Origin of the sequence: Methylobacterium cerastii (assembly GCF_022179125.1) — a bacterium.
GTDB classification, from domain to species: Bacteria; Pseudomonadota; Alphaproteobacteria; order Rhizobiales; family Beijerinckiaceae; genus Methylobacterium; species Methylobacterium cerastii.
Genome location: NZ_BPQG01000068.1, coordinates 1 through 26992 on the forward strand (window position 1 = coordinate 1; position 26992 = coordinate 26992).

The following is a 26992-nucleotide window of genomic DNA, read 5'->3' on the forward strand; positions in this document are numbered from 1 at the left end:
GTGGAACCGGGGGAGGATCAGCACTTGCTTCTCCAAGGACAGATCAGCCACGAGCCGCCCAATCGCGCGTTCTCACGCTCAAGATCCTTCATCCGGCGCGCTTGGTCGATCTGCAAGCCGCCGTATTCCTTGCGCCAGCGATAGTAGCTTTGCTCGGAGATCTCCGTCTCCCTGCATGCAAGGGCTAAACTCTTGCCCTGGGCTGTCTGCACCTCAATCTGGCGCAGCTTCAGCACGACCTGCTCCGCACCCGTCTTCTGACCTCGCCGCATGTCCAACTCCTTTGGTCCTGCCTGATCCTCTCAATCAGCCCGGTCCAAAGCCAGCCGGTCAGGTCACACGACATCACGAATTTCCCCTCGAACCTATAATAGCCAACAGCGCCGTTGATGCGGTTGATTACCGCATTCACTCCTTCAGCAGAGGACAGCCGAATATCTCTCTGCAGACGCAGCCTTTGTTCGTCAGACAGAGATATGCGCGTATCGGCATACGACATCACTTCATGCCTCTCATTGCGCCTGTAGAACGTGGATTATCCAGCAGAACCATCAAGTGACTGGCCCAATTGTCGAGGGCCTGCCGCCGTTCATCAGCAAAGTCGTGGAGCTGGTAGACGCCAACGATCCCGCCGAACGTCCCGGACGTGTGATTCAAGGCCTTCTCAACGACATGGATCCCGACGCCCAGGCGAGCGCAGCCGCTAGCGAATGTTCGGCGCAAGTCGTGGAGGCGCCAGGGCTCAAGAAGTACGGCGTCAGGCATGTGCTTGGCCGCAAGCTTCGACAGGCGCTCCGTGGCCTTCGAGACCCCGGAGAACGGGCTGGAGCCGGTCGTGGTGAAGAGGAAGCGGGCAGGCTTTCCGATGCGAGGGAGGGCATCGAGGATCCCCAGCGCCGCGTCCGATAGCGGCACGGCATGAGCTCTGTCGTTCTTCGCGCGCTGCCGTGGGATGGTCCACATGCGCCCGTCGCGATCGATCTCACGCCACTCGGCGTCGAGGACCTCGGACCGGCGCTGGCCGGTCAGGATGAGCAGCTGAACGACAGTGCCGAACGGGTAGCCCACCTCGGCTGCGGCTTTCCAAACTGCAGCAAGCTCGACATCGGAGAGCACGCGGTCGCGGGCGACCTCGGGGGAGGGCGGCTTGAGCGCGGCCATGGGCGATGCGTCCAGCACACCCCGCTCGACGGCCCAACCGAACATCTTGCGGAGTGCGGCGAACAGCCGGTTCGCGTGGATCGGCGCGCCGCGCTCAACGACGCCGTCGATGACGTCGAGAACATCACGCCGCCCGATGCCGCGCACGTCGCGCGCCTGCCATGGCTCCAGGTCGGCCTTGGTGAGCAGCCGCTCCGTCTCCGGCCAGCTGCGGTTCCGAGGCTTGGCATACCGGGCGACAAAGTCGGCCGCCACAGCGCCAAACGTGAGGCGCGTCGCGGCGGCCTGCTCCTGCAGGTCCGCCGCCTTCTCGCCGGCCGGATCACGCCCCTCCGAGACCGCCTGCAGGGCTGTTCTGGCGCGCTCACGGGCGTCACCGAGGCCGAGCCGCGGGTACGGCCCGAGGGTCAGCTTCTTCGGCTTGCCGTCAGCCCGGTAGCGGACCGCCCAGCTCTTGGCACCGGACGGCTGGACGACGAGGTAGAAGCCCGGCAGCGCGCTGTCCGGTAGCTCCAAGCGCTTTTCGGGGTCGGGCTTGAGCAGCTCGACGGATCGGGCGGTGAACGCCGGCATCAGGCAAGATCTCGGGCCCCGCGGATACGTCGGCGCCACGATCAGTTGATCCCGGCCGGGTACCATAGGGGTAACGCGGAGGGCCCGTTAGGGCCCGTTACCCGATGGTATTAACGCCAGCGCACAATCAGCGTCAATCGCTGATCCGGCAATCACTTGGCCGCGCCGGAATGTTCTGATTTGTTAGGGGGTGTGACGGGGCAAAAATCGTCTTTTAATCTGTAGGTCTTGGGTTCGAACCCCAACGCGCTCACCAATTCTCCCTTTTTGCCAACAAGCTAGGCCTGCATATAAATTCGATGCTGCCCCGTTTTAGGCCGGGGCTGCACCGGGGACGCACGGTACAATCGGGTGATGTCGACCGTTTTTTCAATCGTCAGGTCGACTGTTTGACCATCAGACGTGCGTTCGTAGCGGTTTATCGCTCCGGCCTTTGCGCCCCGTCGGCGTGAACACCATGCGTCGCATCCTGCCGCTCCTGATCAGCCTGGCCGTGCTCCCGGCGCTTGGACGCTCTGCGGGCGATCCGAGCGGGGACGTGCTCTGGCCGGCCCTCAAGACCTGAGTGCTCGCCAAGACCATCGCCAACCGGACCTTCCCCTGCCTCGACGTGGATCTCGGCGACGCCGACCGCCCTCCGGCCCCGCCTTAGCGGGCGACTTTGTGCGGAACGTCGCGTCGGGATCATTCGTTTGGCGTGTGAGTGCGCCGCTTTGGTGCGCCCAAGACGTCTAGGAATTGTCTATGAGCATCGGTACCGTGAAGTGGTTCAACGAGACCAAGGGTTACGGCTTCATCCAGCCGGATGACGGCGGCAAGGACGTGTTCGTCCACATCTCGGCGGTCGAGCGCGCCGGCATGCGCAACCTGATCGAGGGCCAGAAGCTCTCCTACGAGGAAGAGACCGACAAGCGCAGCGGCAAGCTGTCCGCCGGCAATCTGCAGTCGGCCTGAGGCGGTGCCGTCTCCTTCGGGAGATGGTCAGATCACCTGAAAAGCCTGCTTTCGGCAGAGGAAGCGCCCCGACGGTACCGGACTTTAAGTGCGGTCGCCGGGGCGCATGAGGGTCGCCTCTTGGTTGGACACCTTCCACACCGGGAACGACCCCTCACGGACGAACATGGCGAACGCTTCGGTCGCTTCCGCGCTGCCCAGGGCACCCTCTCCATCCACGGCGCGGCCGACGACGCAGGCCCCGTCGAGGACATCCGCGCAAGGCGCACGGCTCTCGATCGCGAAGACCACCCCTGATCGATCGGGTCTCAGTTCATCCGGGAGCGCGCCGATCTTGCGCCAGAGGCAGTACCACCGCATGCACACCTCGGGGCGATCCCGATAGGTCCCGCACGCCGTGCCGGTGCTATGCCGACACAGGACGCCAGCGGGTTTAGCCAGAACCTCGATCGCAAGAACTTGGCAGCAAGCCGTGCACTGTCCGCACGATCGGCCTGGCACGAGGGCACCTGCGTTCGGCTTGGTCGGAAGGCGCTTCGGGTTCAAATCGTTCCGGGCCGCGATGCGGTGCATGAATGGTCATCGATCGGATCGAGGATCACGTCAGCCAGCTTCTAGTGCATTTTCGACCGCGGTGGATGCCGGCTGGCGTGAAGAAAATGCGACCACCCTGTAGGTTAGAGCTTCCTCCGTGATCCAGAGATCACGGAGGAAGCTCTCGCAAGCCATTCATTGCGACAGCGGTCCGACCAAAGCGACGCGGTGGACGAAGCCGACGACGGGCTCCACGGCGGCATGGGCGACAACATCCTCGTCGGCGGCCTCGGCAACACCATCCTGGTCGGCGGCGCGGGACATCGTGCTGGGCTTCAACCAGGGCGCGGGTGACCCTCTGAGCCTGGGCGGCCAGATCGATAAGACGAGCACGGCGCAGAACGGGGATGCGCTTCCGACGCTTCCGGGCGGCGGCGGGTCCCGGGCTGTCGAAGTGAGCGAGCAGTGGCGGCGGCGTTTCGGCGGCTTTCCGCAGCGCGGCTCGGCTTGGTGCCGCCGCTTGCATCGTGGGGTCGCCGGCAGGCTTCGTGGTGCCGGGCGAGGTGACGCTGCGTAAAATCGGAAGGCTCCGGAGCGCGGGCGCCGGCATCGGTGCGAGAGCGCGGGCTTGAGCGGTGCTCGCCGCGCCGACGAGGACGGCGAGGATCCCGCTCGGCTCGACCCTGGCGGGGGTCTCCGACGACGATGCCGGCCACGCGCGGGATCGCCGCCCGCGGAGCCCGGCGGGCGGCCTCTGCCGTTCATCGGCGCGGGTCGGCGGGGATCGCTCATCGGCCACCCTTCATCGCCCGCCCTTCATCGGCATCAGGCTCTTGGGGTCGACCTCCGGCATCTTCGGCATCTGGTCGAACGGCACGACCGCCATCACGTGGCCGTCCGGCATCCTGATCACGTTGAACGACTTGCCGGTGGCCTTGTCGGTCGCCATCGCGACCATGAGCTGCATCGGCTCGAACGGCGTCACAGCGAAGTCGTGGCCCCAGGCGCCGACGAGACTCGACAGCGACGCCGTGGCCACCCCCGTGCCGGCGAGGAGGGCGACGGCTGGTAGAATCGCGCGCATCATGATGGATCACTCCCGGTTCGATCGACGCGCTTTCGCGGGCCCGGGCCGTGCGGTTACCGAAACCGGATCGTGCCGCGCCGGCACCGTAACCGAGGGTGGACGGCGACCGAAGGATCGGCATGGGGATCAGGGGTTTCGAAGTGGGTTTTCGATGACATCGTCTCCGATGCGGCGCCCCTCGGAGGCGTATCCGGCCGGAACCCCGGCGCGATGAGCGCGCGGCGGGCTGCGTCCTCGCGCGTCGCCGCAGGCGTCGTCGTCCGGCTCGGGCGCTGGGCCGTCGGCGCGTTGCGCACGGCGTCCCGCGTCGCCGCCGCGTCGGCGCTCGCCGCCCTCGGCATCCTGTTCCTGAACTACGTCGTGCTCTCCACGGACAAGGCGCGCGCCTATCGCGACCTCGACCCGAACGTCGCCGAATGCCGCGACGGTCTCGCCCGGGGCTGGACGATCCTGGCCGACACCGGGCGCGAGACCCTGCAGACGGCGATTCCGTCCGACGGCGACGGCTGGGTCGACGCCAGCAACGACGAGGGCGCCGTCGTCGCGGCGGATGCGCGATGGGGGACGCGCCTGCGCTGCGCGCTGCAGCGCCACGTCGTCCCCGCCCGCGCGCCGGGCGGACGCGACCTCGCCTACCATCTCGGCTTCATCGAGTTCCAGGAGGACGGCGAGCCCTACGCGCTGGTCTCCCGAGAAGGGGCCGGCGACGCGGCCGTCGACAGCGCGATGCTCCGCCACGCCATGGACGACGAGATGCGGGCCAAGGGCATGCCGGCCACCATGGTCAAGCCGGTGATCACCCAGCTCGACGCCCTGAAGAAGCACCTCGCGCACGGCTCGCACTACGTGATCGCCTTCGTCCACGGCTGGCGCCACGACGCGCGGATCGGCGACGGCAACGTCGCGGACCTGCGCCTCTACGCGGCCCACGCCGCGCGCTTCCTGGCGCAGCGCTGCCCGGACGACCCGAGCGTCTGCGACATGGACGTGACGGCGATCTACGTCGGCTGGCGCGGCGCCCGCGTGGACGAGCGCGGCCTGCGGACCTGGTTCGGCGACGCGGTCGGCGGCTTCTTCGGCGGCCTGTCGGCCGGGGCCACCCTGTTCGACCGCAAGCCCGTGAGCGAGGCGATCGCCCCCGGGGCGATCTCGGCGCTGCGCACGATCGAGACGACGCTCAGCTCGCCGGGCGCGCACAACAAGCTGATCGTGGCCGGGCACAGCCTCGGCGGCAACATGCTCGCCACCGGGCTGCAGGACGACGTCGTCAAGGCGGTGCGCCGCCACCGCTTCGGCGAGGCGCTGCCGCCGGTGCTCGGCAACCTCGTGGTCCTGATCAACCCGGCCTCCGAGGCGAGCAAGTGGACCGCGATCCAGCGCGAGGTCTGGTCCCACCTCGCCGACCACGCCGACGCGCACACGCCGGCCTCCGAGGTCGTGCGCGACGACGGCTACTTCCCCGCCGACCAGCGGCCCGTGCTGATGTCGGTCACCGCGGCGCTGGCCTTCCCGGCGGGCGGGCTACGGCCCGGCGACTGCGCCTGGATCGGCCTCGACGTCGCGGACGGCTTTGCCGCCGCCCGCAAGCGCATCCGGAGCCGGCTCGCCGCCACCGACCGCATGTTCGATGCCGGCGTCGACTACGATTGGGCGACGCACGACCTGTTCCCGACCTTCAAGTTCGACTTCCGTCCGGCCGCCGGCTTCCTCGACCGGGTGGCGGCGCGGTTCGAGGGCCGCCCGCCCCGCGGCGAGACCTGCACGCCGGCCGCCCCCGTCGGCCTCGGCGCGGGGCTGGCGACGCTGCCGGTGCGGACCCTGTCGCTGCTCGCCGCGACCTTCCCGTTCCAGAACACCGCGCGGGAGGATTCGCACACCATCGGCAACCTGGACCCGCCGCGCCCGGCGGCCGGGGTGCTCGCCGACGCCCAGCAATCGGCTGCGCCCTTCGGCACCACCCACGAGCTGATGGGCCTCGACGCGCCCGGGCTCGAGCGGCACCACCCCTACGCGACGCTCGCCGACGCGGCGATCGACTGCCCGCGCTCGGACCGTTGGCTGACCCGCGCGCGGCTGGCGCGCGCCGACCGGCGCGGCAACTTCTGGGACAGCACAGACCTCGCGCCCCGCTTTCCGCAAGAGGACAGCCTGCACGAGAACGAGCCGGCCGCGCGCTTCCTGCACGGCCTCCAGCTGACCGGCATCGCGCCGATCACCCGGCCCAACGACCCGTTCTGGAACGTCCGCGCCTTCGACAACGCGCTGTCGCGCCACGACGGCTATCGCCTGTCGTCGTTCATCTGCGCCCTGAACCAGCTCGTGATGGACGACATCACCGACGCGCCCGCCGCGATGAGCGACCACCAGGACGTGCCGGGGCGTTAGCGCAAGCCAAGCTATCCTGCCGGTCGCGCTACCGGCTCGACGCCCCCCTGCGCCGGCCCGCCTTGTGCGTCAGCCCGCTTTGCTCGCCGTCCAGCGGCCCGAGCAGGCGATCGGGCCGGCGAGCGTCCAGCGCCCCGAACCGGCCGACGCCCGGAGCTGCCCCTCGACGGCGATGCTGGCGAGCCCGCTCTTGATCGAACCGACGATGCGCCCGTCCTCTCCGACGCGGCCCGAGGCGTCGGCCCCGCTGCCGCCGTCGTCGTCGACGACGCCGGCGCGGATGACGATGGGATAGCGGTAGGGGCCGGTGCAGCCGCCATCCTCGACGGTGGCGGAGACGGACCAGCGCCCGTCGAAGCTGGGCTCGGCGGCGGCGGCCGGAGCGATTGCGGCACAGGCCACGGTCAGGGCCAGCGCGGCGAGTTTCGCGGTGAGCACGGGGGAGATGGACGACAAGGACGTCGAAAACGGTGGCATGGGCTCCTCTTCAAGGCCGGCCCGTCAAGCGGGCGGCTCGGTGTCGTCCGCATCTTGAGCCAGATAGCGGACCATGAGTTCGCCCGTGGCGCGGGCGGCGTAGTCCGCGATCGGCTCGCCGGCACGGGGCGGGATGAAGGTCGTCAGGCGCAGGCCGCCGAGGGTCGCCATGAGTCCGCCGCGGGCCATGCCCGATTCGATGGCCTCCGCGATGGCCTGCGCCTCGTAGGTCTGCAGGCCCGCGCTCAGGCACGGATTCCCGGAACCGCCGGCTCGCCGGGCAGAGGCCCGGGATCGATGACGGGTTCGAACGGGACGTCGGGGGCGGGCTCCTCGAAGGGCGCGGACGGCTCGTCCGGCCCGAGCGGGCGCTCGCCGGGGAACGGACGCGGCGGCGGCTCGGACGGCGCGTCGCCGCCGGGGCTCGGATCGGGCATGCCGGGGTTGGCCACTCTTGGGATCCTTCCTGCGAGCTGGTCGGGACGGCCTACGGGCCGAGCGTGCACCGAAGGCGGCACGCCCGGCCCTGCGGCCATGCCGGACCCGAGCGGGGGTCTCATCGGGTCCGACATAACTTGGAAAGTCTTCCGCCATGACCTTGGAGGGATGACCTTGGAGGGATGACCTTCAAGGGTCTGGCGATGACCGAGAGATATGTACGCGCCAGGTCCACTCAATGATGCAGACGTATCATTTTGTTGAAACTTTATTTGGTAAAGCGCGGCGAAGCATGCGTCGTCCTCGCGTGATCGCGTGGGCTACAAACGGCGAACATCCGTCACGACAGTCCCTCGGCCGCTATCGTATCCACGCAGCCAGCCACGGCCTCGGACGACCCGCGGGTTCCCCCTCTCCCCGCGGGCGGGGAGAGGCCCGGCTGCACCCCGTCGTGCAGCCGGGAAGCGGAGGCGAAGCCGAAGCGGCGGTGAGGGGGTGCCGACGGATGAGACTCCTCCGTTCGCGCCCCCTCACCGTCGGCTGCCGCCTCGCTTTGCCGACGACGAGGTCGGCAAAGCCCTCTCCCCGCACGCGGGGCGAGGGGATGCACGGGCAGCCTTCCTGCTTTCGCTGGAACCGTCTTCGGGCGGTGCTTGTTTCGGGCCGGCGTGATCCACGCGGCAGGGAGGGCGGTCGAAGGTGCTGGTCGTCCGCCCGAGTTCTCGGCAACCTTGCCGCCCAAGTCGCCACCGATGAGCGTCGCCGCCTTGGCGCTGCGCCGCGAATTCGCGTTCCTCGCCCTCGCGGTGGTACTCGGGCTCGGGGCGGCGGCGGCCTACTGGGTGTCGCGCGCCACGGTGCTGACCATCGCCGTGGCGCCCAGCGACGGCACGGAGCCGGCCGTGATCCGGGCCTACGCCGACGCGCTCGCCCGGCGGCACAAGGAGATCCGCCTCAAGATCCTGGCCTTCGACGACGTGCGCGACAGCGCGGCGGCGCTCCAGGACGGCCGGGCCGACCTCGCGGTGGTGCGCCCCGACGTCGACCTCCCCGACAACGGCCTGACGCTGGCGATCCTGCGCGACCAGGCGATGATCATCGCCTCGCCCGAGGCGTCGGGCTTGAAGAGTTTCCCGGATCTCGACCGCAAGCGCCTCGCCATCCTCGCCCACCGCGACGCGGACCAGGACCTGATCAAGGCGATGGTCGAGCATTACGGCCTGACGCTGCTCGACCACGATCCCGAGGGGCCGGTGCCGCCCCGCCACGTCGCCCTGGTGGAGATGCCCGAGGCCGACCTGACCTCGGCCTTCGCCCGGCGGCGCGTGGACGCGGTGATCTCCGTGATCTCGCCGACGGCCCCGGCGGCGCAACGCATCATCGGCATCGTGCAGGGCGTCAGCAAGAACCGGAAGGTCGCCTTCGTCGCGGTCGCGAACGCCGCCGCCATCGTCGCCCGCCTGCCGCGGCTCCAGGCGGTCACCATGCCCGCCGAGACCTTCGGCGGCAGCCCGCAGGTCCCCGCCGAGGACGTGGTCACCGTCGGCGCCTCCTACCGGCTGATGGCGCGGGCGAACCTGTCCCGCGCGGTGGCCGCCGACGTGACCCAGCACCTGTTCGAGCTGCGCAGCGGCATGGCGAACGTGGCCCCGGCCGCGGACTACCTGCAGGCGCCGAGCTACGACAGCACCGCGGCCGCCACCAGCGCGCGGCTCCCGATCCATCCGGGTGCGGTCGACTATTTCGAGCGCGAGCAGCAGAGCTTCATCGAGCGCTACGAGACCTGGATCTACCTCGTCGCGTTCCTCGGCGGCGGCATCGGCTCGGCGGTGGCGTGGGTGGGGCAGCGCCTGTCGCGCATCCGGCGCGAGCGCGTCGAGGAGGCCACCGACCGGCTGCTGGAGATCCGCCGCGAGGCCCAGGACGGCGCGCCCGCGCGACGCCTGGAGATCCTCGCCCGCGAGATCGACGACCTGGCCGGCGACATCGCCAAGCATGCGCTCGAGCGGCCGACGGAAGCCAGGACCATGTCGGCGGCGGCCATCGCCATCGATGCGGCCCGCTCGACGGTCAAGCGGACCATCGCCGCCGGGGAGCCGCCGGTCGAGGAGCCGGACCTCGCCGGGCGCATGACCTCCACCAGCGCATGACCTCCACCAGCGCATGACCTCGATGGGCGCCGCATCCGACGCGGCGGGTTGATTGCGGAACCTCGGACGCCAGCGTCCGGCCTCGAACCGGGAAACAGGATGCCCGACGAGCCAAGCTGATCCCTCGACGCAGCCGAACGCCAGGCCGGCCTGACGCCGGACCGAGCCACGACCGGCGCGCCGACGCGCCGGACTCCGCTTTTCCTTCGCCCCTTCTCTTCGCCCCTTCTCTTCGCCTTCCCTTCGCAACCCCTCCTTCGACATCGCGAGACGCCCATGGCCATCGACTATCGCTCGGAACTGCGCCGTCCCCTCCCGTTCAGCCTCGCGGTCGCCGCCGCGGTGCTGCTGGTCTGGCTCGTCGTCGCCTCCATCGCCGGGGCGCGCCAGCGCGGCGCCCGCGACCACCGCATCGCGGAGCTGCAGACCCAGCAGACGGCGCTGCGCGCCGACCTCGACCGGCAGGTCTCGACGGCCGGCACCTTGAGCGCGCTTCAGGCCAAGATCGCGACCGCCCGGCAGCAGGACCAGCAGGCGACGCAGGCCGCGGAGCAGGCCAAATCGCGTGCCGAGGCGCTGGCCAAGGATCAGCAGGCCGCCGAGGCCAAGGCGTCCGAGGCGCGCAAGTCCGCCGACGCCGCGTCGCAGAAGCTCGCCAACCTGCAAGCCCAGACCGCCCAGGCCGAGGGAAAGCTGACGCCCCTGCGCGAGGCCGTCGCCGCCGCCGAGAAGGCGGCCGCCGACAGCGCCCAGGACCTCGCCGAGGTCGGGCGCCGCCTCGAGGACGCCCGGGTGCAGGAGGCCAAGCTCCGCGCCGACCTCGCGACCATGACGCAGGAGGCGACCGCCAAGACGGCCGACCTCGCCAAGGCCGAGGAGCGCCAGCAGACCGCCCGCGAGGCCGCGGCCGCGGCCCAGAAGGAGCTGGCGGAGGCGCGCGCCGCGACCGGGCAGGTGGTCGGCCAGCGCACGGGCACCGAGCAGGCGGTCGCCGACCTGACCGCCGACAAGGACCGGCTGACCTCCGAGATCGCGCAGGCCGACCGCGACGCCCAGCAGGCGCGCGAGGCCCTCACCGGCCTCCGCAAGGACCTCGCCGAGGCCCAGGCCCAGCGCGACCGCGTGGCGTCCGAGCGGGGGCAGGCCGAGCAGGCGGTGCAGAAGCTCGCCGCCGACCGCGACGCCGCGAGCGCGGCCCTCGACGCCCTGCGCAAGCGCCAGGCCGACGCGCAGGGCGAGCTCGCCGCCCTCACCGAGACCCTGGCCAGCCGCAACACGGAGGCCGCGGCCCTCGACGGACGGCTGGCCACGGCCCGGCAGGACCTCGCCACCGCCCAGGCGAAGCTCGCCGAGACCCGCCAGCAACTCGCCAGCCCGCCCGCCGCAGCACCGAACAAGCCCGGGAACGCGCCGCAGCCTGCGCGTTGACGACAGCCGGCTTCCGCAACCAACCGTGAGATCGACATGAACCGACGCTTCACCACACGCGCAGGGCTCGCCCTCGCCTCCGCCCTGACTTTGACCCTCGCTCTCCTGCAGCCGTCGGCGGCGCAGGAAGGCCCCGAGATGGAGGCCATGAAGGCGAATTGCGGCGGCGACTACCTCCGCCTCTGTGCCGGCATGAAGCCCGGAGGCCCCGAGGTGAAGGCCTGCTTCAAGCGCAACCGCCCGAACCTGTCGCCGGCCTGCTCGCAGGCCATCGCCACCTACGAGCGCTCGCGCGGCCGCTCGTCCGACGACGCGGACGAGTAACCCTGTGACGTGTTGAACCAGGGGCGCGGCCGGAACGGGGGCGAGGGCGGGGCTGTTTGAGGCCCGCTCGGCCCTTCGTATCCTCGTGCGGCCCGGCCGAGCCCCGCACCGCTTTCGGCCTACGGCCGCGATGGCGTCACGCCCCCACCGAGGGAGACGGGTGCCGACCGGGCGCTTCGCCCATCGGCTTCGGCCATTGGAAGCAACGAGCCCTGCGCAGGGAGACACCCGAGCGCGCCACCTCGGCTGTCCTTCAACATCCACTGCATATCCAAGATAGAAATTGTAAAATAGATCCTTTCATCTTGAACATGTTGACGACGATCGCGTTGACGACCGGATTTATAAAAGGATGCCCATGTCTCGCTTGAAGATGCTTTGCGGCGTCGCAGCCCTGTCCACCCTCGGCTTCCTCAACACGGCCGCCTACGCCCAGGATGGCGGCCCCTGCTCGGACGACATCGCCAAGCTCAAGCGCGAGCTCGGAACGCAGGTCGGCATGGGCGCGCCCGTCTCGCAGCCCGATACCGGCCAGCGCAAGGGACCGAACGACGGAGCGGCCGACCAGACGGCGAGCACCACCGGAACCATGGCCAAGCCGGTCGGGAACGCCGACACGGACCGCGCCCAGCAGGACGGCGCCGCCCGTGCGACCGGCGGATCGCCGGGCACGGTCGGCGGCGTCGCGGGCCCCGTCGCCGCCGCGACCGGGACCGGCCAGGCCAACTCCGTCGCCAACGGGCAGATCGCGACCTCGCCGGCCGACGTGCGGGCGCAGTCCGAGAACAAGCCGACCGCCGCCGTCGAGGCCGCGAAGGGCGGCGAGCCGTCGGCCCAGGCAAGCCTCTCGGCCGAGGACAAGGTCTCCCAGGCCAAGACGGCGCTGCAGCGCGCCACCGACCTCAACGCCAAGGGCGACCAGTCCTGCCGCGACGCGGTCCAGCAGGCCCGCTCGCTGATGCCGCAGCAGGGTCGCTGATCCACTCCGAAGACCGTCGCAGGGCGTGTCCTCGACGTAGGACACGCCCTGCATCTTGCCGCTCGGGCGCCCGGCCGTTCGACGGCTCCGTCACGTCAGCCTGAGCGGACGCGAACGCCGCGGCGCTAAAACATCGCCGGTCAGGCCTCGACCTCCGCCTTCGGAAAGCCGAGGCCGCGGACGAAGCCGTTCCAGTCGGCGTTCCGCAACGCGCCGCCGGTCGCCTGGGCGTGACCGTTGCCGTAGCGTCCGTCGGCGTTGGCCGGGCGGTGCTCGGCCAGGAAGGCGATGAGGTCGCGCCCGCTCGCCGAGCGCGCGGCGAAGTGGACCCAGCCGGGCCGATAGCCGACGTTGGCGGCGATCACGACCTTGTCCTTCAACCGGCCGCGCCATTGCTGCGCGATCAGCGGATGGATCTGGCAGGGCGAGTCCAGCACGATCAGCGCGACGTCGCCGCCGATCGCGGGCGGCACGCGCTTGACCACCTCCATGGCGGCGCGGACCTCCGCCTTGGCCGCATGAAGAGCCGACGCGTCCGCGTCCTCGCCCTTGGTGATGCGCTTCGGGCCGTCCGATTTAAGGAGGAGCCGCAGCGCGGGGCTGGCGTCGGCGGCGGCCGTGCGGCGCGGGGCGTTGACGAGCGCCGTGGCGTCGCGAAGGGCGGTCTTGCCCCAGCGCGCCTGGGCCTCCGCCATCTCCGGAAAATCCAGCCCTTCGGCCATGTCGCCGATCAGGCCGACCGCGGCCAGCCACAGGAGGTCGGCCTGGTCGCCCAGGGCGCCGGCGGCCCACCAGGCGAGGAGGGCGGTGGTCGGCTCCGGATCGAGGCCGTTCCCGCTGATGGTGACGGCGCCCTTCGGTTCGCCGGTCGGGACGTGGTGGTCGATCACCAGCGTCGGGCGGCCCGGCAGCACGGGATCGGGCCGGGTGCCGAGGTCGGCGACGATCAGGCCGCCGGGCGCACGGGTGGCGATGCGGGCGGCGACCTCGGGGTCCCAGGGCGACTCGGCCTTGGCGACGACGAAGGCGTCGGCCTCGCGCCCGGCCTGCCGCAGGGCCCGGATCAGGATGGCGGCCGCGCTCAGGCCGTCGGCGTCGAAGTGGCTGACCACCAGCACCGGCGCGTCCGGCTCGAACGCGGCGAGGGCGGCCGCCATGGCGTCGCGTGCCGCCGCGCGGACGTCGTCGCGTCCCGACAGGCGTCCGAGGCCGGCCGTGCCCACCGTGTTCGTCATCAATCGCTCGACTCCGCTCGCGCACCCGGCCTGCCCGCGCGCGAAGCGAGCGAGGCTTCCCCCGATCCTGCCAACGTCCGAGCCCACGAGCCGACGACGGCGCGGCGCGGAAAAACCCATCCGCGGGCGGCAGCGAGGCGCGGATCGAACCCGGCTTGGCGGGGCGCTTCCGCCGCAGGATGCGCCCGGAACGCCGGAATTCACGTCACGTTGGCCAGCGATGTCCGGAGCGACGGCGGCATGACGGCACCCTGGGTGGTCCGATCCGTGCCCGCCAGCCCTCGCCTCGGAGCAAGCGCTGCGACGACCTGTGGCGTCGAACCGACGGAGGCTGAGCCATGGAGGACCCGACGCCCGTCGCCGTCGAGGCGCGCGACGACGCCCACGGGCGCTACCGCTGGCACCTGACGGACGCGGGCGGCGTGTCCGTCCGGGTCTCGCCGGAGACCTACGCGACGGATGAGGACGCGATCGAGGCCGGTCAGGCGGCGCTGGATGCGTTCGGAGCCGCAGACCGATCCTGAGGCGTCGCCGAAGGGGACGGCCCCGCGGCGTCCTCGTCGTCGGGCGTGTGGTAGGGCATCGCCTCGGTCCGGCCCCGCAACGGGGCCCGGCCGACCTCGCGCCACCGGCCTGCATCCGAGCCCGCCGCCTGCCGCGCCGCGTCCGAGACCAGGATCGACACGCCGTGCGCCTTCGTCGCCTGCTCCAGGCGGGCGGCGACGTTCACCGTGTCGCCGAGCACGGTGAATTCCAGGCGCATGTCCTCGCCGATGATGCCGCAGAACAGGTCGCCGTAGTGGATGCCGACGCCGATCCGCACCGGGGCGTGGCCGTCGTCCTTGAGGTTCCACCGGGCGATGATGGCGACGAGGTCCTTGGCGAAGGCGAGCGCCCGCGCGGCGTCGTCCGCCCGCGGCTCGGGCAGGCCGAACACGACCAGCGCCCCGTCGCCGATGAACTTGTCGACCACGCCGCCGCGAAGGCGGGCGATGCGCATCACCCGGCGCCGGAACGCGGTAAGGAAGACCGAGAGTTCGTGCGGGTCGAGGTTCTCGGCCAGGGTGGTCGAGCCGCGCATGTCGACGAAGGCCACGGCGGCGTTCTGCCGGCGGCCGACCCGGAGGCTGTCGTCGGCGTCCGCGAGCCGCCCGGACAGCTCCTCGGGGAGGAACCGCGCCAAGCTCGCGCGGCGGCCGGCCTCCCGCAAGGCCGCGGTCGCGAGCACGGCGAGGAGCACGACGACCGCCGCGACGGCCGCCCAGACGGCGAGGGCGACGCGCGACACCGCCTCCTGCCGCGCGTCGAGCAGGGCCGCCTCGCGCGCCTCCATCTCGCGGACCAGGGTGCGGATCGCGTCCATCGTGCGCTTGCCCTGCCCCTCGGCGACGAGCCGTGCGCTTCCCGCCGCGTCGCCCGCCCGGCGCAGGGCGACGCCCTGGTCGAGCTCGCCCGCGAAACGATGCGCCAGCGCCCGCAGGCGAACGAGTTGCGCGAGCTGCTCCGGGTTGTCGGCGACGCGCTCGCGCAGGCGGTCGAGGTTGCGCTCGAAGGCCTCCCGGCTGGCGAGGAACGGCCCGAGGAACGCCTCGTCGCCGCTGATGATGAAGCCGCGCTGGCCGGTCTCGGCATCCTGCAACGCGGACAGGACCCGCGCGAGGCGGCCGTCGACCTCGACCGTATGGCGGACGGCGTCGCTCCCGTGCTGCTGGTAGACGACGCCCGCGACCGCGACGGCGATCATCACGACGAGGGCGGCAAAGCCCGCGCTCATCCAGGTGACGGTCCGCGACCGGACCAGGGTGAGGCGGAGCATCGCGCGCCCGACCCCCCGCAGGCCGCCGCGTCCCCGTTCCGCGGTCGCGGCCGGCGGGACCTGCGAGGACGGGGCGTCGCGCCAAGTCCTGGCGGGTTCAGGCGCGGTCGGCCCATCGCGCGACGCCGAAGAGCCGCCCGGATCGCCGCCCGGATCGCCGTCGACGTTCCGGGCCCTCGGGCGATCGCTCGCAAGGGCGGCCGCAAACCCGGCCCGGTCCGTCCCGCGGCGCAAGCCGCGCGACGGCGGGCGTCGGCGCAGGCGAAAGGCGGTCATGCCTCGCCGCCGGCCAGATGCAGCCTCGGCTTGAACGGCGGCTTGCTGTCCGGCCCGTGCCCGGCCGCAGCCGCGTTGCGGCAATCGGCGACGGTGGCCTTGGCCGTCTCGATGGCGATGCCCACGGCGGCCATGGTCCGCATCTCCGGCGCGCGCGCCCGGGCATAGCGGACGACCTCGGTCGCGAGCCGGTCGATCTCGACGTTCAGCGCCGCGATGGCGGCCGGGTCGCGCAGGGTGCGCGCCTCGTCGATGATCGCCAGCAGGCGGTCGGTGACCTCGTCGATCCGTTCGCGGCGCAGGCCGGCCAGCCGCTGCCGCAGCCACGCCATCGCCGAGACCAGGCCGCCGGCGAGCGCCGCCAGCAGGTAGAGGGTGTCGCCGTAGCGGTCGACGAAGCTGTGCTGCTCGCGCTCGTAGTAGTCGATGGCGCCGGGATGGATCGGGATCCGCGCGCTCGTGGCCGCCACCGTCGTCTCGTAGGCCGGGGCCAGCACGTACTCGGCCGCATCGCTCGTCTTCGCCGCGGCGGTGCGCAACTCGAACAGGTTCTGGGTCACGTCGGCCGCGACCACCCGGCCGAGCGAGGCGCGGGCCATCAGCCGGTAGGAGGCGCCGACGGTCTTGACGTCGTCGTCGGGAAGCTTCGGAGCCCCGCCGAACAACCCGCCCGGGACCGTGACGGCCTGCAGGCGCGGGAAGCGCTCGATGATCGCCGCGTCGTCCGGCAAGCCGACGAAGTTGACCTTGCCGCCCTTGCTGACGGCCTTGACCGCCTCGACGAGGGCCAGGGCCTTCGGTGCCGACGGGGCGATGATGCTCACGAACGCGTCGACCGTCCGCGCCCGGATCGCCGGACCCGCCTGCGCACCTTCGACCGGCACGAGCAGGACGGACTGCGCCGGCACCTTCGCGCCGACGGGCCCCGTCTCAAGGCTCAGGCCGTAATAGCCGAGGATGCTCTTCAGCAGCGAGAGGTCGGCGTCCTTGTGCGCGGCGATGCCGAGCCGCCGGCCGCCGAGCTTGGGAAACGCGTCGATCCCGGCGGTCTCCGGCGAGACGATGATCATCGCCTGGTCGCGCAGGATCGCCAGCGTCAGGCCGTTGGTCGGCAGGTCGACGTCGGGCCGCACCACCGCGAGGTCGGCGCGCCCGTCCTGGAGCGCCGCGGCGCTCTCGCGCACGTCGTCAAAGGGCAGGATCTTGAACCGGACGGCCTTGCCGCCGGCGTCGAGGGCGTCGGCGTAGGCCCTGATCAGGCCGGGCTCGGTCCCGTCGCGTGGGGCGACCGCGATGACGAGCGTCGTCGCCTGGGCCAGGTAGACGGCAACAGCTCCGGCCGCGACGAGGCCCGCGATGGCGACGGCGGCGAGTGTGCCGCGCGTGAACAGCCAGGGCGGGATCGTCGGCATCGGGGCGATGGGTCCATGAGCTGGACGACCGCGTCCGCGACTGCCTCAACACGCGGCGTGCGGCATCGGCTCCGTCCAGTCGCCTGCCGACGGCACGGATCGAGAGAACGTGATGGATCTCGCGCCGGTCAGCCGACCGTCGAGGACGCCGCTTCCGGCGAGGGCACCTCGGCGCCCGAGGCGCCGCAGCCGAGGACGACGGCCTTCCGGAAGGCCGCGCGCTGCTCGGGCGCCCGCATCGCAAGTTAGCCGTCGATGGCGGCGCGGACGCGGGCGGCGGCGGCCTCCGCGTCGGCCCAATCCTCGGGCGTCGCGCCGGCCGCGCCGTCGGTCACGCCACGCCCAGGATCTGGGAGAGACGTTCGCGCGCCCGGCTCACCCGGCTCTTCACCGTGCCCGGCTGGCACCCGAGGACGAGGGCCGCCTCCTCGTAAGGCAGGCCCTCGATCACCACGAGGAGCAGGGTCTCGCGCTGCTCGGCGGGAAGTGCGTCCAGCGCGACCTGCAGCTCGATCAGCCCGATCCGGTGCTCCTGCTCGGCCGGCGCGCTCAAGCCCGCGGCGAAGATGCCGTCGACGTCCGGAACCTCGCGCCGGTAGCGCTTGCCCTGGTTGATGTGCGCGTTGCGCAGGATCGTGAACAGCCAGGCGACGAGGTTGGTGCCGGCCTGGAAGCGGGACCGGTTCTCCCAGGCCTTCAACAGGGTCGCCTGCACCAGGTCGTCGGCTTCCGCCGCGCTGCGGGTGCGCATCATCGCGAAGCGGCGCAGCCGCGGCACCGCCTGGATCAGGCTGTCGCTGAAGGCCTTCGTCACCTGCCGTTCCGCCTGGGCGTCCAGCAGCGCGGCCCGCAAGCGAAGCAGGACCTGCCCGAGGCGCGTGTCGGGGTCGGCCTCGGCGACCGTCGGGAAGAGTTCATCCAGGCGCCTGCCGATCATATCGCGGACATGACGGGGCAATCCCTCGCTCGCGGAGAGTTCTTCAGGCTCTGTACTTAAGTCCATAGGGATCGTGCGTCCTGTGTTCGTAGAGGAGATGGTGTTGACCAGGCTCTCTACGGTCCGGCTCGTGTCCTCGGTTCTGGATGATCGATCACGTTCACGTCAATGGTGCGACTATACCAGTTTCCACCCAAACCCACCAAGGAACCCGATCATCGCGACGTTGTTACGGGCCTTGCTCCGAGCCGCGGCGACGCCGCCGCCCCGGGGCGGATCGCGCGCTCCCGACAGCCGGGACCGCCAGGCGCCGAGGCTGGCGCCGCAGGGGGGGATTCCGGCATGTCGATCGGTCTGCGTGGCGCTCTCGTCCGGTGGTTCCTGGGCTTGCTCGTCGGCGTCGGCGTCGTCGCGACCCTGCTCGGCAAGCGCCGCCGGACGCCGGACGCGGCGCCCGACATCGCGTCCGCGACGCCGGCGCCGGCTGCGGTGCGTGGACGCGGCCTCGCCGTCGCGCTCCTCGCCCTGCTCTTCGGGATCGGGCTGATCCTCGCGTTCTACGGGCGCGACGGGATCCAGCGGCCCTTCCTGCCGGTAGCCTCGACGGCCGACGGTTCGGCCGCGCCCGCCCTGGCCAGCCGCGGCGACGCCCGCATGCCGGAGGCCGGAACGCCCGCTTCGGGCGGGTCGGCAGCGAAGGCCGGGGCCGGCCAGGGCGCCGAGGCCGGACGAGCAGCCGGCGCCCGCGGGGAGAATACCCTGCCCGCCGCGGAGCCGGTCGCGCCGACCTTCGAGACCCTCCGCATCGAACCGAACGGGGAGGCCGTCGTGGCGGGGCGATCGACGCCGAACGGCACCGTGACGCTGCTGGTTGACGGCAAGCCGACAGCGCAGGCGCTCGCCGACGCCGGAGGCCGGTTCGCGATCGTGCCGCCCGCCCTCCCGGCCGGCAACAGCGAGCTCGGGCTGGCCGTCACCGGCGCCGAGGGCCGGATCCGCCGGTCCCAGGAAAGCGTCGCGGTGGCGGTCTCGCCCACGCGGGACGCGAAGCCGCTCGTGGCCTTGAGCGCGCCGGACGCGCCGACCCGGGTGCTGTCGCAACCGGACCCGGCCGCGACCGCGCGCGCCACCGGGCGAACGGATGCGCCCACCGCGACGGCCCGGCCTGGCGGCGACCGCGACGGCACGGGCGGAGGCCCCGCAAGCGCGGAGGCCGCGCGGGGTGGGGGCGCAACCGCCGCCGGGGAGCCGGTGGCGGCGGCGCGGCCGGACGCGCCCGCCGCGGACCCGGCCGCGAACGCCGACCGCGTCAAGGTCGTCGGCATCGACGCGCAGGACGGGGGGCGGTTGTTCGTCACCGCCCGCTCGGCGCCGGGCTCGACGGTCCGGCTGTACCTCAACGACACCCTGATCGCCCCCGCCGCCGTCGGCCGCGACGGAACCGTGACCTTCACCATCGGGCGCGGCGTCGCGCCGGGGGCCTACAAGGTCCGGCTCGACCAGGTCGACGCGGCCTCGGGCAAGGTCCGCAGCCGCGTGGAGGTGCCGTTCACGATGCCGGCGCCCGCGCGCAAAGCCGGGACCGAGGCGGAGCCGAAGGCGGCGCACGCGCAGGCGGCGGAAGGGTCCGACCGGACCGCGGGCACTCCCGCTTCACCACGGCTCGCCGCCGAAACCCCGGCGGCGCGTGGGCCATCCGAGCCGGGCGGCGGCGCCGACGTGTTCGTTCCGGAGGTCAGGACCGCCACGATCGCGCGCGGCGACAGCCTATGGGAGATCAGCCGGCGCACCTACGGCGCGGGCGACCGGTACTCGGTGATCTACGACGCCAACCAGGACCAGATCCGCGATCCCGACCTGATCTATCCCGGGCAGATCTTCGTGCTGCCGAGCGAGGGCGCGCCCGAGGCCGGACCGGCAGGGGAGCGCGGCTGACGGCCTGAGCGGGGCTTGCGATCCCGGGCCTCGCCCGAACGGGCCGGTCCGCCTTAAGAATTGCTGGAACCGCGCGGGGACGACGCTGTTTCGCGCTTCGATTTCGCGGGTGATCGAGAAGGTGGGCCAAGGTGGTTGCGGGCGTCGACAGGCACGAGCTTCGGCAGATCGTCGCCGGCCTCAGCGAGGGGGTGATCCTGGTCGAGCCCGACCAGACCATCGCCTACGCCAACGCGGCCGCGCTGGCGATGCACGGGGCCGAGACGCTGGGCGAGCTCGGCGAGACCGTGGAGATCTACCGCGAGCGCTTCGCCCTGCGCTACCGCAACAACCACACCCCGAACCAGTACCCGATGGAGCGGGTCGTCTCCGGCGAGCGCTTCCACGACGTCATCGTCGACGTGAAGCGCACCGACAAGCCGGGCGTCGATTTCGTCCACTCGCTGCGCAGCCTGGTGGCGACCGACCGCGAGGGCACCCCGAGCTGCCTCGCCCTGATCCTCAAGGACGTCTCGGAGCAGTTCGAGGCCGAGGACCGGTTCGAGACCACCTTCAACGCCAACCCGGCACCGGCCGTGATCTGCCGGCTGTCGGACCTGCGCCACGTCAAGGTGAACGTCGGCTTCCTGGAGATGACCGGCTACACCCGCGACGCCGTGATCGGCCGCAGCGTCTACGAGGTCGACGTGCTGGCCAACGCCCGCAACCGCGACCTCGCGATCAACCGGCTGAACGAAGGCGCCACCATCCCGCAGATGGAGGCCTGCCTCGACCTGCCGGACGGCGGCACCCGCTTCGTCATCGTCGCCGGCCAGCCGATGGAGCTCGGCGACGAGCCGTGCATGTTGTTCACCTTCGCCGACCTGGAGCTGCGCAAGAAGGCCGAGACCGCGCTCCGCCAGAGCGAGGAGCGCTTCGCCAAGGCGTTCCGCCTGACGCCGGTGCCGACGCTGATCGCGCGCGCCGAGGATTTCGCCGTCACCGGCGTGAACGAGGCCTTCGCCCGCGTCTTCGGCTACGCGGCCGACGCGATGGTGGGGCGCTCGCCCGGCGAGATCGGCCTCTGGGTCCACGATGCGGCGCGGACCCGGTTCGAGACCGCGTTGCTGCGCACCGGCTTCGTACTCGGGCTCGAGGTCTGCCTGCGCCACCAGGACGGAACGAGCCTCGATTGCCTCGCCTCGGCCGAGCGCGTCGAGATCGGCGACACGGCCTTCGCCCTCATCGTCCTGCAGGACATCACCGCGCGCAAGCGCAGCGAGCGCGAGATGTTCGAGGCGGTCGAGACGGCGATGGCCGACACGTCCTGGTTCAGCCGCGGGCTGATCGAGAAGCTCGCCAACCTGCGCCGGCCGGGCACCGACCACCGGGACGGCATCGCCCCGAACCTCACCGTGCGCGAGCGCCAGATCCTCGACCTGATCTGCCAGGGCCTGGGCGACGAGGCGATCGCGCAGCGCCTGAACCTGTCGCGCAACACGGTGCGGAACCACTCCGCCTCGCTCTACCGCAAGCTCAACGTCCACAAGCGCACGGAAGCGATCGTCTGGGGCCGGGACAACGGCTTCCCGCTGTCGCCGCCTGACAAAAAATGACCGTCCAACCAGTACGTCTGCATCATTGCCTCGCCGGATCGGCGGGCCATCTCAGGGTTCGACGTCATCCTGGCCGCCGCGGAGATCCAGCATGAGCACGCAGAAGACATCCGAGCACGCCGACAAGATCAAAGGCTCGTTCAGGGAGGCGATCGGCAAGCTGATCGGCGACGGAAAGGTCGAGACCGAAGGCAAGGATCAGCAGAAATTACCGAGCGACGGCGTGAAACCAAAGACCCGGTCCAAGCCGTAGCCTCACCCGTATCGCTCATTCCCCTCGAAAACCTAACGTAGGATAAGAACATCATGGTCGACACGGATCGGATCACGGGCGCCGCCAAGGAGTTCGGCTGCAAGGTGCAGGGCGCGGTCGGCGACCTCACCGGCTCGAAGCGCGGCTCGGTCGAGGGCCGCGCCCGCGAGGCGCAGGGCGCCGCCGAGAACCTCTACGGCCAGGCCAAGGACACCGTCCGCGACGCCGCCGACACGGTGGCCGACACCGCCCGCGACCTCGGCGGCCGCGTCCGCGACGCGGTCGGCAACCTCGTCGGGTCGGACGACGTCGAGGACCGCGCCCGCCGGGCGCAGGGCGCCGCCGAGGACGCCTACGACCGCGGCGAGCGCTACGTCCGCAGCGCCGGCGGCAAGGCCTACGACCGCGCCGGCGACGCCTACGAGGACGGCGCCCGCGCCCTGCGCCAGGGCGGCGGCGCAGCCACCGGTCGGATCGCCGAGCACCCCATCGCCGCGCTGCTGGTGGTCGGCCTGCTCGGCTACGGCCTCGGCCTCCTCATCCACGGCCGCGACTGACCCGCGGGGCCCAGGCGAACCGCGCCGCGGTCCGGCGGGCCTTCGCCCTTTCACGCCCTATCCATCACCCCCTCGAACGACCGACCTTCTCGGACGACCGACGACCCCGGAGTAGCCGTACCGTGACTTCCTCTCCCATCCTCGCGACCCCTTCCACCGTCCCGAACGCCGCCGCGGCCGACACCCGCACCGTCCTGCTGAACCAGGTCTCGTGGGGCGCGATCTTCGCCGGCGCGGTCACCGCCCTGGTGGCCCAGGTCGTCCTCAACATGGTCGGCGTCGGCGTCGGCCTGTCCAGCGTCGGCGGTCCCGCCGCCGACAACCCCGCCGCCTCGACCCTGTCGATGGGCGCCGGCCTCTGGTTCGTCGGGTCCGGCATCGTCGCGTCGCTGGCCGGCGGCCTCATCGCCGGGCGCCTCTCGGGCAAGCCCATCGCGGGGGCGGCCGGCCTGCACGGCCTCGTCTCCTGGGCGGTGACGACGCTGGTCGTGCTCTACCTGCTCAGCTCCGCCGTCGGCGGCATCGTCGGCGGCGCGTTCTCGGGCGTGACCAGCACGCTGGGCGGTGCCGGCTCGCTGGTCGGCGGCACCGTGCAGACCGCGGCCCAGGCGGCTGCCCCGTCGCTGGCGCAGATCTCGAACCCGCTCGACGGGATCGAGAAGTCGGTGCGTCAGCAGGCGGCCGGCCAGGACCCGCAGGCGCTGCGCGACGCCGCCGCCTCCGCGATCCGCGCCCTGCTCTCGGGCGACCCGGCGCAGAAGGCCCAGGCCGAGAACCGCGCCGCCGACGCGCTGGCCAAGGCCCAGGGCATCCCGGCCGACCAGGCCAAGACGCAGATCCAGGGCTACGAGAAGCAGTACGAGGCGGCGCTCGCCGACGCCAAGCAGAAGGCCAAGGTCGCCGCCGAGGCCACCCGCAGCGCCGCCACCCAGGGCGCGTTCTACGGTGCCCTGGCGCTGATCCTCGGTGCGCTCGCCGGCTTCCTCGGCGGCCGCTTCGGCGCCCCGAAGCTGCCGACCCTCGTCGCCGGCTACGACCCCCGCCGCGCCTGATCCCCACCCGGCCGGCCCATACGGCCGGCCGGGACCGATCACCCACGCCACTCACCCCATTCTCTCGAAAGGAGCCATCCGATGAGCAGCACCACGGACAAGCTGAAGGGCCTCGCCAACGAGGCGGCCGGCAACGTCAAGCAGGCCGCCGGCAAGATCACGGGCAACGACGGGCTCGTCGTCGAGGGCAAGGCGCAGGAGCTCAAGGGCGAGGCCCAGCGCACCGTCGGCGAGGCCAAGGACGGCGTGTCGTCCCTGGTCGACAAGGCGACCGGCAAGCGCTGAAAGCCCACCGGCAAGCGCTGAACCCGAACGCCCTGGCCCGAAACACGGTGGGCGACCGAGCCGACGGCCCGGCCGCCCCCGACATCGTCGAATGCAGGAGAATCCCATGAACGGCGACCAGATCCGCGGTGCATCGCGCCACATCAAGGGCCGTGCCCAGACCGCGCTGGGCGGCCTCACCGGCGACCCGGCCCGCCAGGTCCGCGGCGCCGTCAACCAAGTGGCCGGCGGCGCGCAATACGCCTACGGCCGCGCCCGCGACCGTGCCGAGGATCTCCTCGACGACGGACGCGACCTCGCCCACGCGGCGCAGGACCGCGCCGGCCACTGGATCGAAGAGGGCCGCGGCGTCGCCCGCCACGCCCGCAAGCGCGGGACCGCCTACGGCCGCAGCGCCCTGCGATACGCCGACGACCACCGCAGCTCCGCCCTGCTCGGCCTCGCCGCCGTCGCCTTCGCGGTCGGCTGGCTGTCGCGCTCCAGGGACTGAAACGACGGGGCGAGCGTCCTTCGCCCTAGGCGCGGGCGCCGCCCCGGTTGGTCCATCGAGGCCGGCCGAGTCCGCGCGCCGCCCCCGACGCACAAGAACGCGCCATCATCAGGAGACGATCACGATGAAGCTGTCCCTCGCCCTCGCCGCCGCCGTCGCGGCCACCCTGGTCGGGCTGCCGGCTGAGGCGGCGCCGGCTCCCGCCGCCCCGATCGCGGCGCTCGCGCACGGCGACCTCCCGACCGGGTACGTCCAGTACCGCCGGTTCGGCCATCGCTACGGCTGGCGCGGCGGCCGCGGCTACGGCTACGGTCGCGGCTACGGCTATCGCCGGGGTCCCGGCGTCGGCGCCGCGGTCGGCGCGGGCGTGGCGGGCCTTGCGGCCGGCGCGATCATCGGCGGCGCCATCGCCAACTCGCAGGCGCAGGCAGCGCCGGTGGTGGTGCAGGGCGGACCGAACCCCGAGGCGGTGGCCGCCTGCGCCCGCCGCTTCCGCTCCTACGACGCATCGAGCGGGACCTATCTCGGCAACGACGGCGACCGCCACCCCTGCCCGTGATCGCCCATCCCGCCGGACCCGCCTACGCGACGGGTCCGGCGGGATGACGCCCTGGCTTCGTCCGTCGCTTCGACGTCTGGTGCCTTTTCGAGCCCGCAGCGTTTCCCTAGAGCATTTTCAAGCGAGGTGGATGCCGGCTCGCGTGAAGAAAATACGACTACACAGTCAGTTAGAGCATTTTCCGTGATCCGGTGATCATGGAAAATGCTCTAGGCCACTGCCCGGACCTTCCACCTTCTCAACCGACAAGGACGACCGATGAGCAAGGGCTATCCCTCGATGACCGCGCTGCTGGGCCTGCTGGCCGTGGCCGGCTACCAGAACCGCGACAAGATCGCGGAGCTGCTGAAGGGCCACGACACGGTGCCGAGCCACGACACGGTGCCGAGCCATGACACCGTGCCGAACGCTGGCACCGTCCCGCGCGTCCCCAACACCACGGCGACCGGGACCTCTGCCTCCGGCAACGGCCTCGGCACCTTGGGCAGCCTCCTCGGCGGCGTCGGCACGGCCGGCGTCGGCGGGCTCATCGCCAGCGGCCTGAGCGAGCTGGTGGACCACTTCACCAAGGGCGGCCACGGCGAGGCCGCCAGCTCCTGGGTCAACCAGGGCCCCAACCGCGACATCCGCGAGGCCGACCTCGAGCGCGCCATCGGTCCGGACACCCTCGACCACCTGACACAGCAGACCGGCCTGAGCCGGTCGGCGCTGCTGGCCCGCCTCTCGCGTGAGCTTCCCTCGGCCATCGACCGCTACGCCGCCGACGGCCGCAGCCCGGCCTGAACCCGTCGGGTTCGCGGCGGGTCCTCCGACGATCGCATCGAGACCGCATCCGGCCGTCGTGCCGGGTGCGGTCTTTCACGTTCTATGGTCCGTCATGCGAGGCGGGGAGGGGCGGGCTACGCCCGTCACCGCCAACCGAGCAGCACGACGTAGCCGGAATAGGTGAGGGCGGTGGCCATCAGGGCGAGCGCGATCGGATCCATCGCGGCCGGATAGCGGCGTCGCGGGCGCCCGGCCACCACGCGATCCGCCGCAGCGGCGGGATGACCCCGGCCCGGCGGCGTGATCGAGGACGTTTGGAAAAACAGGGCCGGCGCCTTCGAGCGACGGCCCTGCAAAGGGCCGCTCAGGCGGCCTGCATCAGCACGAAGTCGTCGGGCACCGCGTCGGTGTGGACGTCGAACTGCGCCAGCAGCGCCGTGCCGAAGCTCGTCGAGATCGCGACGTCGGTGGCGTCGCGGCCGCGCGCGATGACGATGCGGCCGATCCGGCGGGCGTCGTGGCGGGCGTCGAACGTGTACCAGCGGCCGCCGGTCGGGCCGTCGAGGTAGACCTCGAACCAGGCCGAGAAGTCCATCGGGTTGATGTCCACCGGCACGCCGATGTCGCCGAGATAGCCGGTGCAGTAGCGCGCCGGGATGTTCATGCAGCGGCACAGGGCGACGGCGAGATGCGCGTAGTCGCGGCAGACGCCGACCTGTTGGTTGTAGCCGTCGAAGGCCGAGCGGGTGGCGTCGGCGAGCTGGTAGTCGAAGCGGATGCGCTGGTGCACCCAGGTGACGATCGCCTGGACCCGGGCCCAGCCCTCCGGCGTCGTGCCGAACAGCGACCACGCGATGGCGGAGAGCTTGTCGGTCTCGCAGTAGCGCGAGCCCAGCAGGAACACGAGCACGTCGTCGGGCAGGTCCTGCACCGCGAATTGCCGCGCGGTCGGCTCGTAGGCGTCGAGCTCGCCGCTGTCGGCGATCAGGAAGTCGGCCGAGACCGTGACGCGCCCGCCCGGCGACAGCAGGCGCACGCAGGTGTTGCCGAACGCGTCGGTGTAGGTCCGCATCGGCACCGGGGGGTCGACCCGCATCGCGTCCGAGGTGAGCAGGTCGATGGCCCGCGAGGGGTGGACGTTGAGCTGGTAGGTGAGCGGCGTCGGCCCGAACGTGTCGTAGCCGATCGTGTAGCCGGTCCGGATCTTCATCGAGCGCCCCGCCGCAAGGAGGAAAGAGTTTCCAAATATCGGTAGAGGTGTTTGTTCCTGAAGCGGAAGTCCCAGGAAAGGCATTCGGCGCCCAAAGAGTCGGCAAATGGCGCGGAACCGTCGTT

General features: G+C 71.6%; 28 protein-coding genes and 1 pseudogene. 17 read left to right on the forward strand and 12 right to left on the reverse strand.

The window, feature by feature from the left end; translation table 11 throughout:
• Nucleotides 1-272, reverse strand: a pseudogene (locus MFF13_RS20030) (transposase); the annotation flags it as partial.
• 226 nt (nucleotides 273-498) lie between these two features.
• Complete coding sequence (locus tag MFF13_RS20035; protein WP_238272810.1) at nucleotides 499-1734, reverse strand: tyrosine-type recombinase/integrase; 1236 nt, start codon at nucleotides 1732-1734, stop codon at nucleotides 499-501.
• Between the two features lie 744 nt (nucleotides 1735-2478).
• Between MFF13_RS20035 and MFF13_RS20040 the strand changes: the two genes are divergently transcribed.
• A complete protein-coding gene (locus MFF13_RS20040; protein ID WP_147753300.1) occupies nucleotides 2479-2688 on the forward strand; it encodes a cold-shock protein in 210 nt (69 codons plus the stop codon).
• A gap of 84 nt (nucleotides 2689-2772) precedes the next feature.
• On the opposite strand, the gene MFF13_RS20045 is transcribed toward MFF13_RS20040, so the two are convergent.
• Nucleotides 2773-3048, reverse strand: coding sequence for a hypothetical protein (locus MFF13_RS20045; protein ID WP_238272811.1), 276 nt, complete (start codon nucleotides 3046-3048; stop codon nucleotides 2773-2775).
• 402 nt (nucleotides 3049-3450) lie between these two features.
• Between MFF13_RS20045 and MFF13_RS26445 the strand changes: the two genes are divergently transcribed.
• Nucleotides 3451-3576 carry a hypothetical protein gene (locus MFF13_RS26445; protein WP_283205829.1) on the forward strand — a complete coding sequence of 42 codons (126 nt, stop codon included), beginning with the start codon at nucleotides 3451-3453 and terminating at the stop codon, nucleotides 3574-3576.
• Between the two features lie 448 nt (nucleotides 3577-4024).
• Here the strand turns inward: MFF13_RS26445 and MFF13_RS20050 are convergent, their stop codons facing one another.
• Nucleotides 4025-4309: a hypothetical protein gene (locus MFF13_RS20050; protein WP_147754598.1), complete on the reverse strand. Its 285-nt coding sequence runs from the start codon at nucleotides 4307-4309 to the stop codon at nucleotides 4025-4027.
• Between the two features lie 210 nt (nucleotides 4310-4519).
• On the opposite strand from MFF13_RS20050, the gene MFF13_RS20055 reads away from it, so the two are divergent.
• The gene (locus MFF13_RS20055; protein ID WP_238272812.1) at nucleotides 4520-6694 is read left to right on the forward strand and encodes a hypothetical protein; all 2175 of its coding nucleotides are present in this window, start codon (nucleotides 4520-4522) and stop codon (nucleotides 6692-6694) included.
• Between the two features lie 69 nt (nucleotides 6695-6763).
• Here MFF13_RS20055 and MFF13_RS20060 read toward each other — a convergent pair whose 3' ends face one another.
• From MFF13_RS20060 to MFF13_RS20070, 3 genes are read right to left on the reverse strand one after another with little or no spacing between them, the layout of a single operon-like run.
• Nucleotides 6764-7150, reverse strand: a complete 387-nt coding sequence (locus tag MFF13_RS20060; RefSeq protein WP_147831715.1) for a hypothetical protein — start codon at nucleotides 7148-7150, stop codon at nucleotides 6764-6766.
• A gap of 45 nt (nucleotides 7151-7195) precedes the next feature.
• Nucleotides 7196-7360: a hypothetical protein gene (locus MFF13_RS20065; protein WP_187273766.1), complete on the reverse strand. Its 165-nt coding sequence runs from the start codon at nucleotides 7358-7360 to the stop codon at nucleotides 7196-7198.
• A gap of 56 nt (nucleotides 7361-7416) precedes the next feature.
• Complete coding sequence (locus tag MFF13_RS20070; protein WP_147831711.1) at nucleotides 7417-7623, reverse strand: hypothetical protein; 207 nt, start codon at nucleotides 7621-7623, stop codon at nucleotides 7417-7419.
• Between the two features lie 738 nt (nucleotides 7624-8361).
• On the opposite strand from MFF13_RS20070, the gene MFF13_RS20075 reads away from it, so the two are divergent.
• The 4 genes from MFF13_RS20075 to MFF13_RS20090 all read left to right on the forward strand — a co-directional run bounded on the left by MFF13_RS20075 (nucleotide 8362) and on the right by MFF13_RS20090 (nucleotide 12490).
• On the forward strand, nucleotides 8362-9759 hold the full coding sequence (locus MFF13_RS20075) for a TAXI family TRAP transporter solute-binding subunit (RefSeq protein ID WP_147754684.1): 1398 nt from the start codon (nucleotides 8362-8364) through the stop codon (nucleotides 9757-9759).
• A 276-nt stretch (nucleotides 9760-10035) separates the two neighbouring features.
• On the forward strand, nucleotides 10036-11187 hold the full coding sequence (locus tag MFF13_RS20080; RefSeq protein WP_238272813.1) for a coiled-coil domain-containing protein: 1152 nt from the start codon (nucleotides 10036-10038) through the stop codon (nucleotides 11185-11187).
• Nucleotides 11188-11223: 36 nt separating this feature from the next.
• Nucleotides 11224-11511: a hypothetical protein gene (locus MFF13_RS20085; RefSeq protein WP_147816150.1), complete on the forward strand. Its 288-nt coding sequence runs from the start codon at nucleotides 11224-11226 to the stop codon at nucleotides 11509-11511.
• 358 nt (nucleotides 11512-11869) lie between these two features.
• Nucleotides 11870-12490 carry a hypothetical protein gene (locus MFF13_RS20090; RefSeq protein ID WP_147831707.1) on the forward strand — a complete coding sequence of 207 codons (621 nt, stop codon included), beginning with the start codon at nucleotides 11870-11872 and terminating at the stop codon, nucleotides 12488-12490.
• A 140-nt stretch (nucleotides 12491-12630) separates the two neighbouring features.
• Here the strand turns inward: MFF13_RS20090 and MFF13_RS20095 are convergent, their stop codons facing one another.
• On the reverse strand, nucleotides 12631-13725 hold the full coding sequence (locus MFF13_RS20095; RefSeq protein ID WP_238272814.1) for a single-stranded-DNA-specific exonuclease RecJ: 1095 nt from the start codon (nucleotides 13723-13725) through the stop codon (nucleotides 12631-12633).
• A gap of 338 nt (nucleotides 13726-14063) precedes the next feature.
• Here MFF13_RS20095 and MFF13_RS20100 point away from each other — a divergent pair, with 338 nt between their 5' ends.
• Nucleotides 14064-14249 (forward strand): type 2 periplasmic-binding domain-containing protein, encoded by a 186-nt coding sequence (locus MFF13_RS20100; RefSeq protein ID WP_147831705.1) that lies wholly within the window; start codon nucleotides 14064-14066, stop codon nucleotides 14247-14249.
• On the opposite strand, the gene MFF13_RS20105 is transcribed toward MFF13_RS20100, so the two are convergent.
• The 3 genes from MFF13_RS20105 to MFF13_RS20115 form a co-directional block, all read right to left on the reverse strand.
• Nucleotides 14207-15541, reverse strand: coding sequence for an adenylate/guanylate cyclase domain-containing protein (locus MFF13_RS20105; protein ID WP_147831703.1), 1335 nt, complete (start codon nucleotides 15539-15541; stop codon nucleotides 14207-14209). The genes MFF13_RS20100 and MFF13_RS20105 overlap by 43 nt on opposite strands.
• 272 nt (nucleotides 15542-15813) lie before the next feature.
• Nucleotides 15814-17229: a TAXI family TRAP transporter solute-binding subunit gene (locus MFF13_RS20110; protein ID WP_147831701.1), complete on the reverse strand. Its 1416-nt coding sequence runs from the start codon at nucleotides 17227-17229 to the stop codon at nucleotides 15814-15816.
• A 331-nt stretch (nucleotides 17230-17560) separates the two neighbouring features.
• Nucleotides 17561-18166: a sigma-70 family RNA polymerase sigma factor gene (locus MFF13_RS20115; RefSeq protein ID WP_238272815.1), complete on the reverse strand. Its 606-nt coding sequence runs from the start codon at nucleotides 18164-18166 to the stop codon at nucleotides 17561-17563.
• Between the two features lie 342 nt (nucleotides 18167-18508).
• On the opposite strand from MFF13_RS20115, the gene MFF13_RS20120 reads away from it, so the two are divergent.
• The 9 genes from MFF13_RS20120 to MFF13_RS20160 all read left to right on the forward strand — a co-directional run bounded on the left by MFF13_RS20120 (nucleotide 18509) and on the right by MFF13_RS20160 (nucleotide 25675).
• A complete protein-coding gene (locus tag MFF13_RS20120; protein ID WP_238272816.1) occupies nucleotides 18509-20101 on the forward strand; it encodes a LysM peptidoglycan-binding domain-containing protein in 1593 nt (530 codons plus the stop codon).
• A 131-nt stretch (nucleotides 20102-20232) separates the two neighbouring features.
• Complete coding sequence (locus tag MFF13_RS20125; RefSeq protein WP_147827967.1) at nucleotides 20233-21696, forward strand: helix-turn-helix transcriptional regulator; 1464 nt, start codon at nucleotides 20233-20235, stop codon at nucleotides 21694-21696.
• Between the two features lie 91 nt (nucleotides 21697-21787).
• Nucleotides 21788-21949 (forward strand): CsbD family protein, encoded by a 162-nt coding sequence (locus tag MFF13_RS20130; protein WP_147827966.1) that lies wholly within the window; start codon nucleotides 21788-21790, stop codon nucleotides 21947-21949.
• 53 nt (nucleotides 21950-22002) lie between these two features.
• Nucleotides 22003-22506, forward strand: coding sequence for a CsbD family protein (locus MFF13_RS20135; RefSeq protein WP_238272817.1), 504 nt, complete (start codon nucleotides 22003-22005; stop codon nucleotides 22504-22506).
• Between the two features lie 122 nt (nucleotides 22507-22628).
• Nucleotides 22629-23558, forward strand: coding sequence for a cell envelope integrity TolA family protein (locus tag MFF13_RS20140; RefSeq protein ID WP_238272818.1), 930 nt, complete (start codon nucleotides 22629-22631; stop codon nucleotides 23556-23558).
• A gap of 81 nt (nucleotides 23559-23639) precedes the next feature.
• Entirely contained in the window at nucleotides 23640-23843 is a 204-nt protein-coding gene (locus tag MFF13_RS20145; protein WP_147754004.1) for a CsbD family protein, read from the forward strand.
• 106 nt (nucleotides 23844-23949) lie between these two features.
• Nucleotides 23950-24333 carry a CsbD family protein gene (locus tag MFF13_RS20150; protein ID WP_147754005.1) on the forward strand — a complete coding sequence of 128 codons (384 nt, stop codon included), beginning with the start codon at nucleotides 23950-23952 and terminating at the stop codon, nucleotides 24331-24333.
• A gap of 124 nt (nucleotides 24334-24457) precedes the next feature.
• A complete protein-coding gene (locus MFF13_RS20155; protein WP_147827963.1) occupies nucleotides 24458-24892 on the forward strand; it encodes a BA14K family protein in 435 nt (144 codons plus the stop codon).
• Nucleotides 24893-25150: 258 nt separating this feature from the next.
• Nucleotides 25151-25675, forward strand: coding sequence for a YidB family protein (locus MFF13_RS20160; RefSeq protein WP_147827962.1), 525 nt, complete (start codon nucleotides 25151-25153; stop codon nucleotides 25673-25675).
• Between the two features lie 346 nt (nucleotides 25676-26021).
• On the opposite strand, the gene MFF13_RS20165 is transcribed toward MFF13_RS20160, so the two are convergent.
• A complete protein-coding gene (locus MFF13_RS20165; RefSeq protein WP_147754008.1) occupies nucleotides 26022-26867 on the reverse strand; it encodes a transglutaminase-like domain-containing protein in 846 nt (281 codons plus the stop codon).
• Nucleotides 26868-26992 lie beyond the last annotated feature (125 nt).

Excerpts from the sequence above, each read along its gene's own strand:
- MFF13_RS20040 (WP_147753300.1), top strand. The coding sequence starts at position 2,479 with ATGAGCATCGGTACCGTGAAGTGGTTCAACGAGACCAAGGGTTACGGC.
- MFF13_RS20130 (WP_147827966.1), top strand. The coding sequence starts at position 21,788 with ATGAGCACGCAGAAGACATCCGAGCACGCCGACAAGATCAAAGGCTCG.
- MFF13_RS20045 (WP_238272811.1), bottom strand. The coding sequence starts at position 3,048 with ATGCGGTGGTACTGCCTCTGGCGCAAGATCGGCGCGCTCCCGGATGAA.
- MFF13_RS20135 (WP_238272817.1), top strand. The coding sequence starts at position 22,003 with ATGGTCGACACGGATCGGATCACGGGCGCCGCCAAGGAGTTCGGCTGC.
- MFF13_RS20160 (WP_147827962.1), top strand. The coding sequence starts at position 25,151 with ATGAGCAAGGGCTATCCCTCGATGACCGCGCTGCTGGGCCTGCTGGCC.
- MFF13_RS20120 (WP_238272816.1), top strand. The coding sequence starts at position 18,509 with ATGTCGATCGGTCTGCGTGGCGCTCTCGTCCGGTGGTTCCTGGGCTTG.
- MFF13_RS20090 (WP_147831707.1), top strand. The coding sequence starts at position 11,870 with ATGTCTCGCTTGAAGATGCTTTGCGGCGTCGCAGCCCTGTCCACCCTC.
- MFF13_RS20155 (WP_147827963.1), top strand. The coding sequence starts at position 24,458 with ATGAAGCTGTCCCTCGCCCTCGCCGCCGCCGTCGCGGCCACCCTGGTC.
- MFF13_RS20095 (WP_238272814.1), bottom strand. The coding sequence starts at position 13,725 with ATGACGAACACGGTGGGCACGGCCGGCCTCGGACGCCTGTCGGGACGC.
- MFF13_RS20035 (WP_238272810.1), bottom strand. The coding sequence starts at position 1,734 with ATGCCGGCGTTCACCGCCCGATCCGTCGAGCTGCTCAAGCCCGACCCC.
- MFF13_RS20150 (WP_147754005.1), top strand. The coding sequence starts at position 23,950 with ATGAACGGCGACCAGATCCGCGGTGCATCGCGCCACATCAAGGGCCGT.
- MFF13_RS20105 (WP_147831703.1), bottom strand. The coding sequence starts at position 15,541 with ATGCTCCGCCTCACCCTGGTCCGGTCGCGGACCGTCACCTGGATGAGC.
- MFF13_RS20065 (WP_187273766.1), bottom strand. The coding sequence starts at position 7,360 with ATGGCCCGCGGCGGACTCATGGCGACCCTCGGCGGCCTGCGCCTGACG.
- MFF13_RS20050 (WP_147754598.1), bottom strand. The coding sequence starts at position 4,309 with ATGATGCGCGCGATTCTACCAGCCGTCGCCCTCCTCGCCGGCACGGGG.
- MFF13_RS20055 (WP_238272812.1), top strand. The coding sequence starts at position 4,520 with ATGAGCGCGCGGCGGGCTGCGTCCTCGCGCGTCGCCGCAGGCGTCGTC.
- MFF13_RS20110 (WP_147831701.1), bottom strand. The coding sequence starts at position 17,229 with ATGCCGACGATCCCGCCCTGGCTGTTCACGCGCGGCACACTCGCCGCC.
- MFF13_RS20080 (WP_238272813.1), top strand. The coding sequence starts at position 10,036 with ATGGCCATCGACTATCGCTCGGAACTGCGCCGTCCCCTCCCGTTCAGC.
- MFF13_RS20075 (WP_147754684.1), top strand. The coding sequence starts at position 8,362 with ATGAGCGTCGCCGCCTTGGCGCTGCGCCGCGAATTCGCGTTCCTCGCC.
- MFF13_RS20085 (WP_147816150.1), top strand. The coding sequence starts at position 11,224 with ATGAACCGACGCTTCACCACACGCGCAGGGCTCGCCCTCGCCTCCGCC.
- MFF13_RS20145 (WP_147754004.1), top strand. The coding sequence starts at position 23,640 with ATGAGCAGCACCACGGACAAGCTGAAGGGCCTCGCCAACGAGGCGGCC.
- MFF13_RS20165 (WP_147754008.1), bottom strand. The coding sequence starts at position 26,867 with ATGAAGATCCGGACCGGCTACACGATCGGCTACGACACGTTCGGGCCG.
- MFF13_RS20100 (WP_147831705.1), top strand. The coding sequence starts at position 14,064 with ATGGAGGACCCGACGCCCGTCGCCGTCGAGGCGCGCGACGACGCCCAC.
- MFF13_RS20115 (WP_238272815.1), bottom strand. The coding sequence starts at position 18,166 with ATGATCGGCAGGCGCCTGGATGAACTCTTCCCGACGGTCGCCGAGGCC.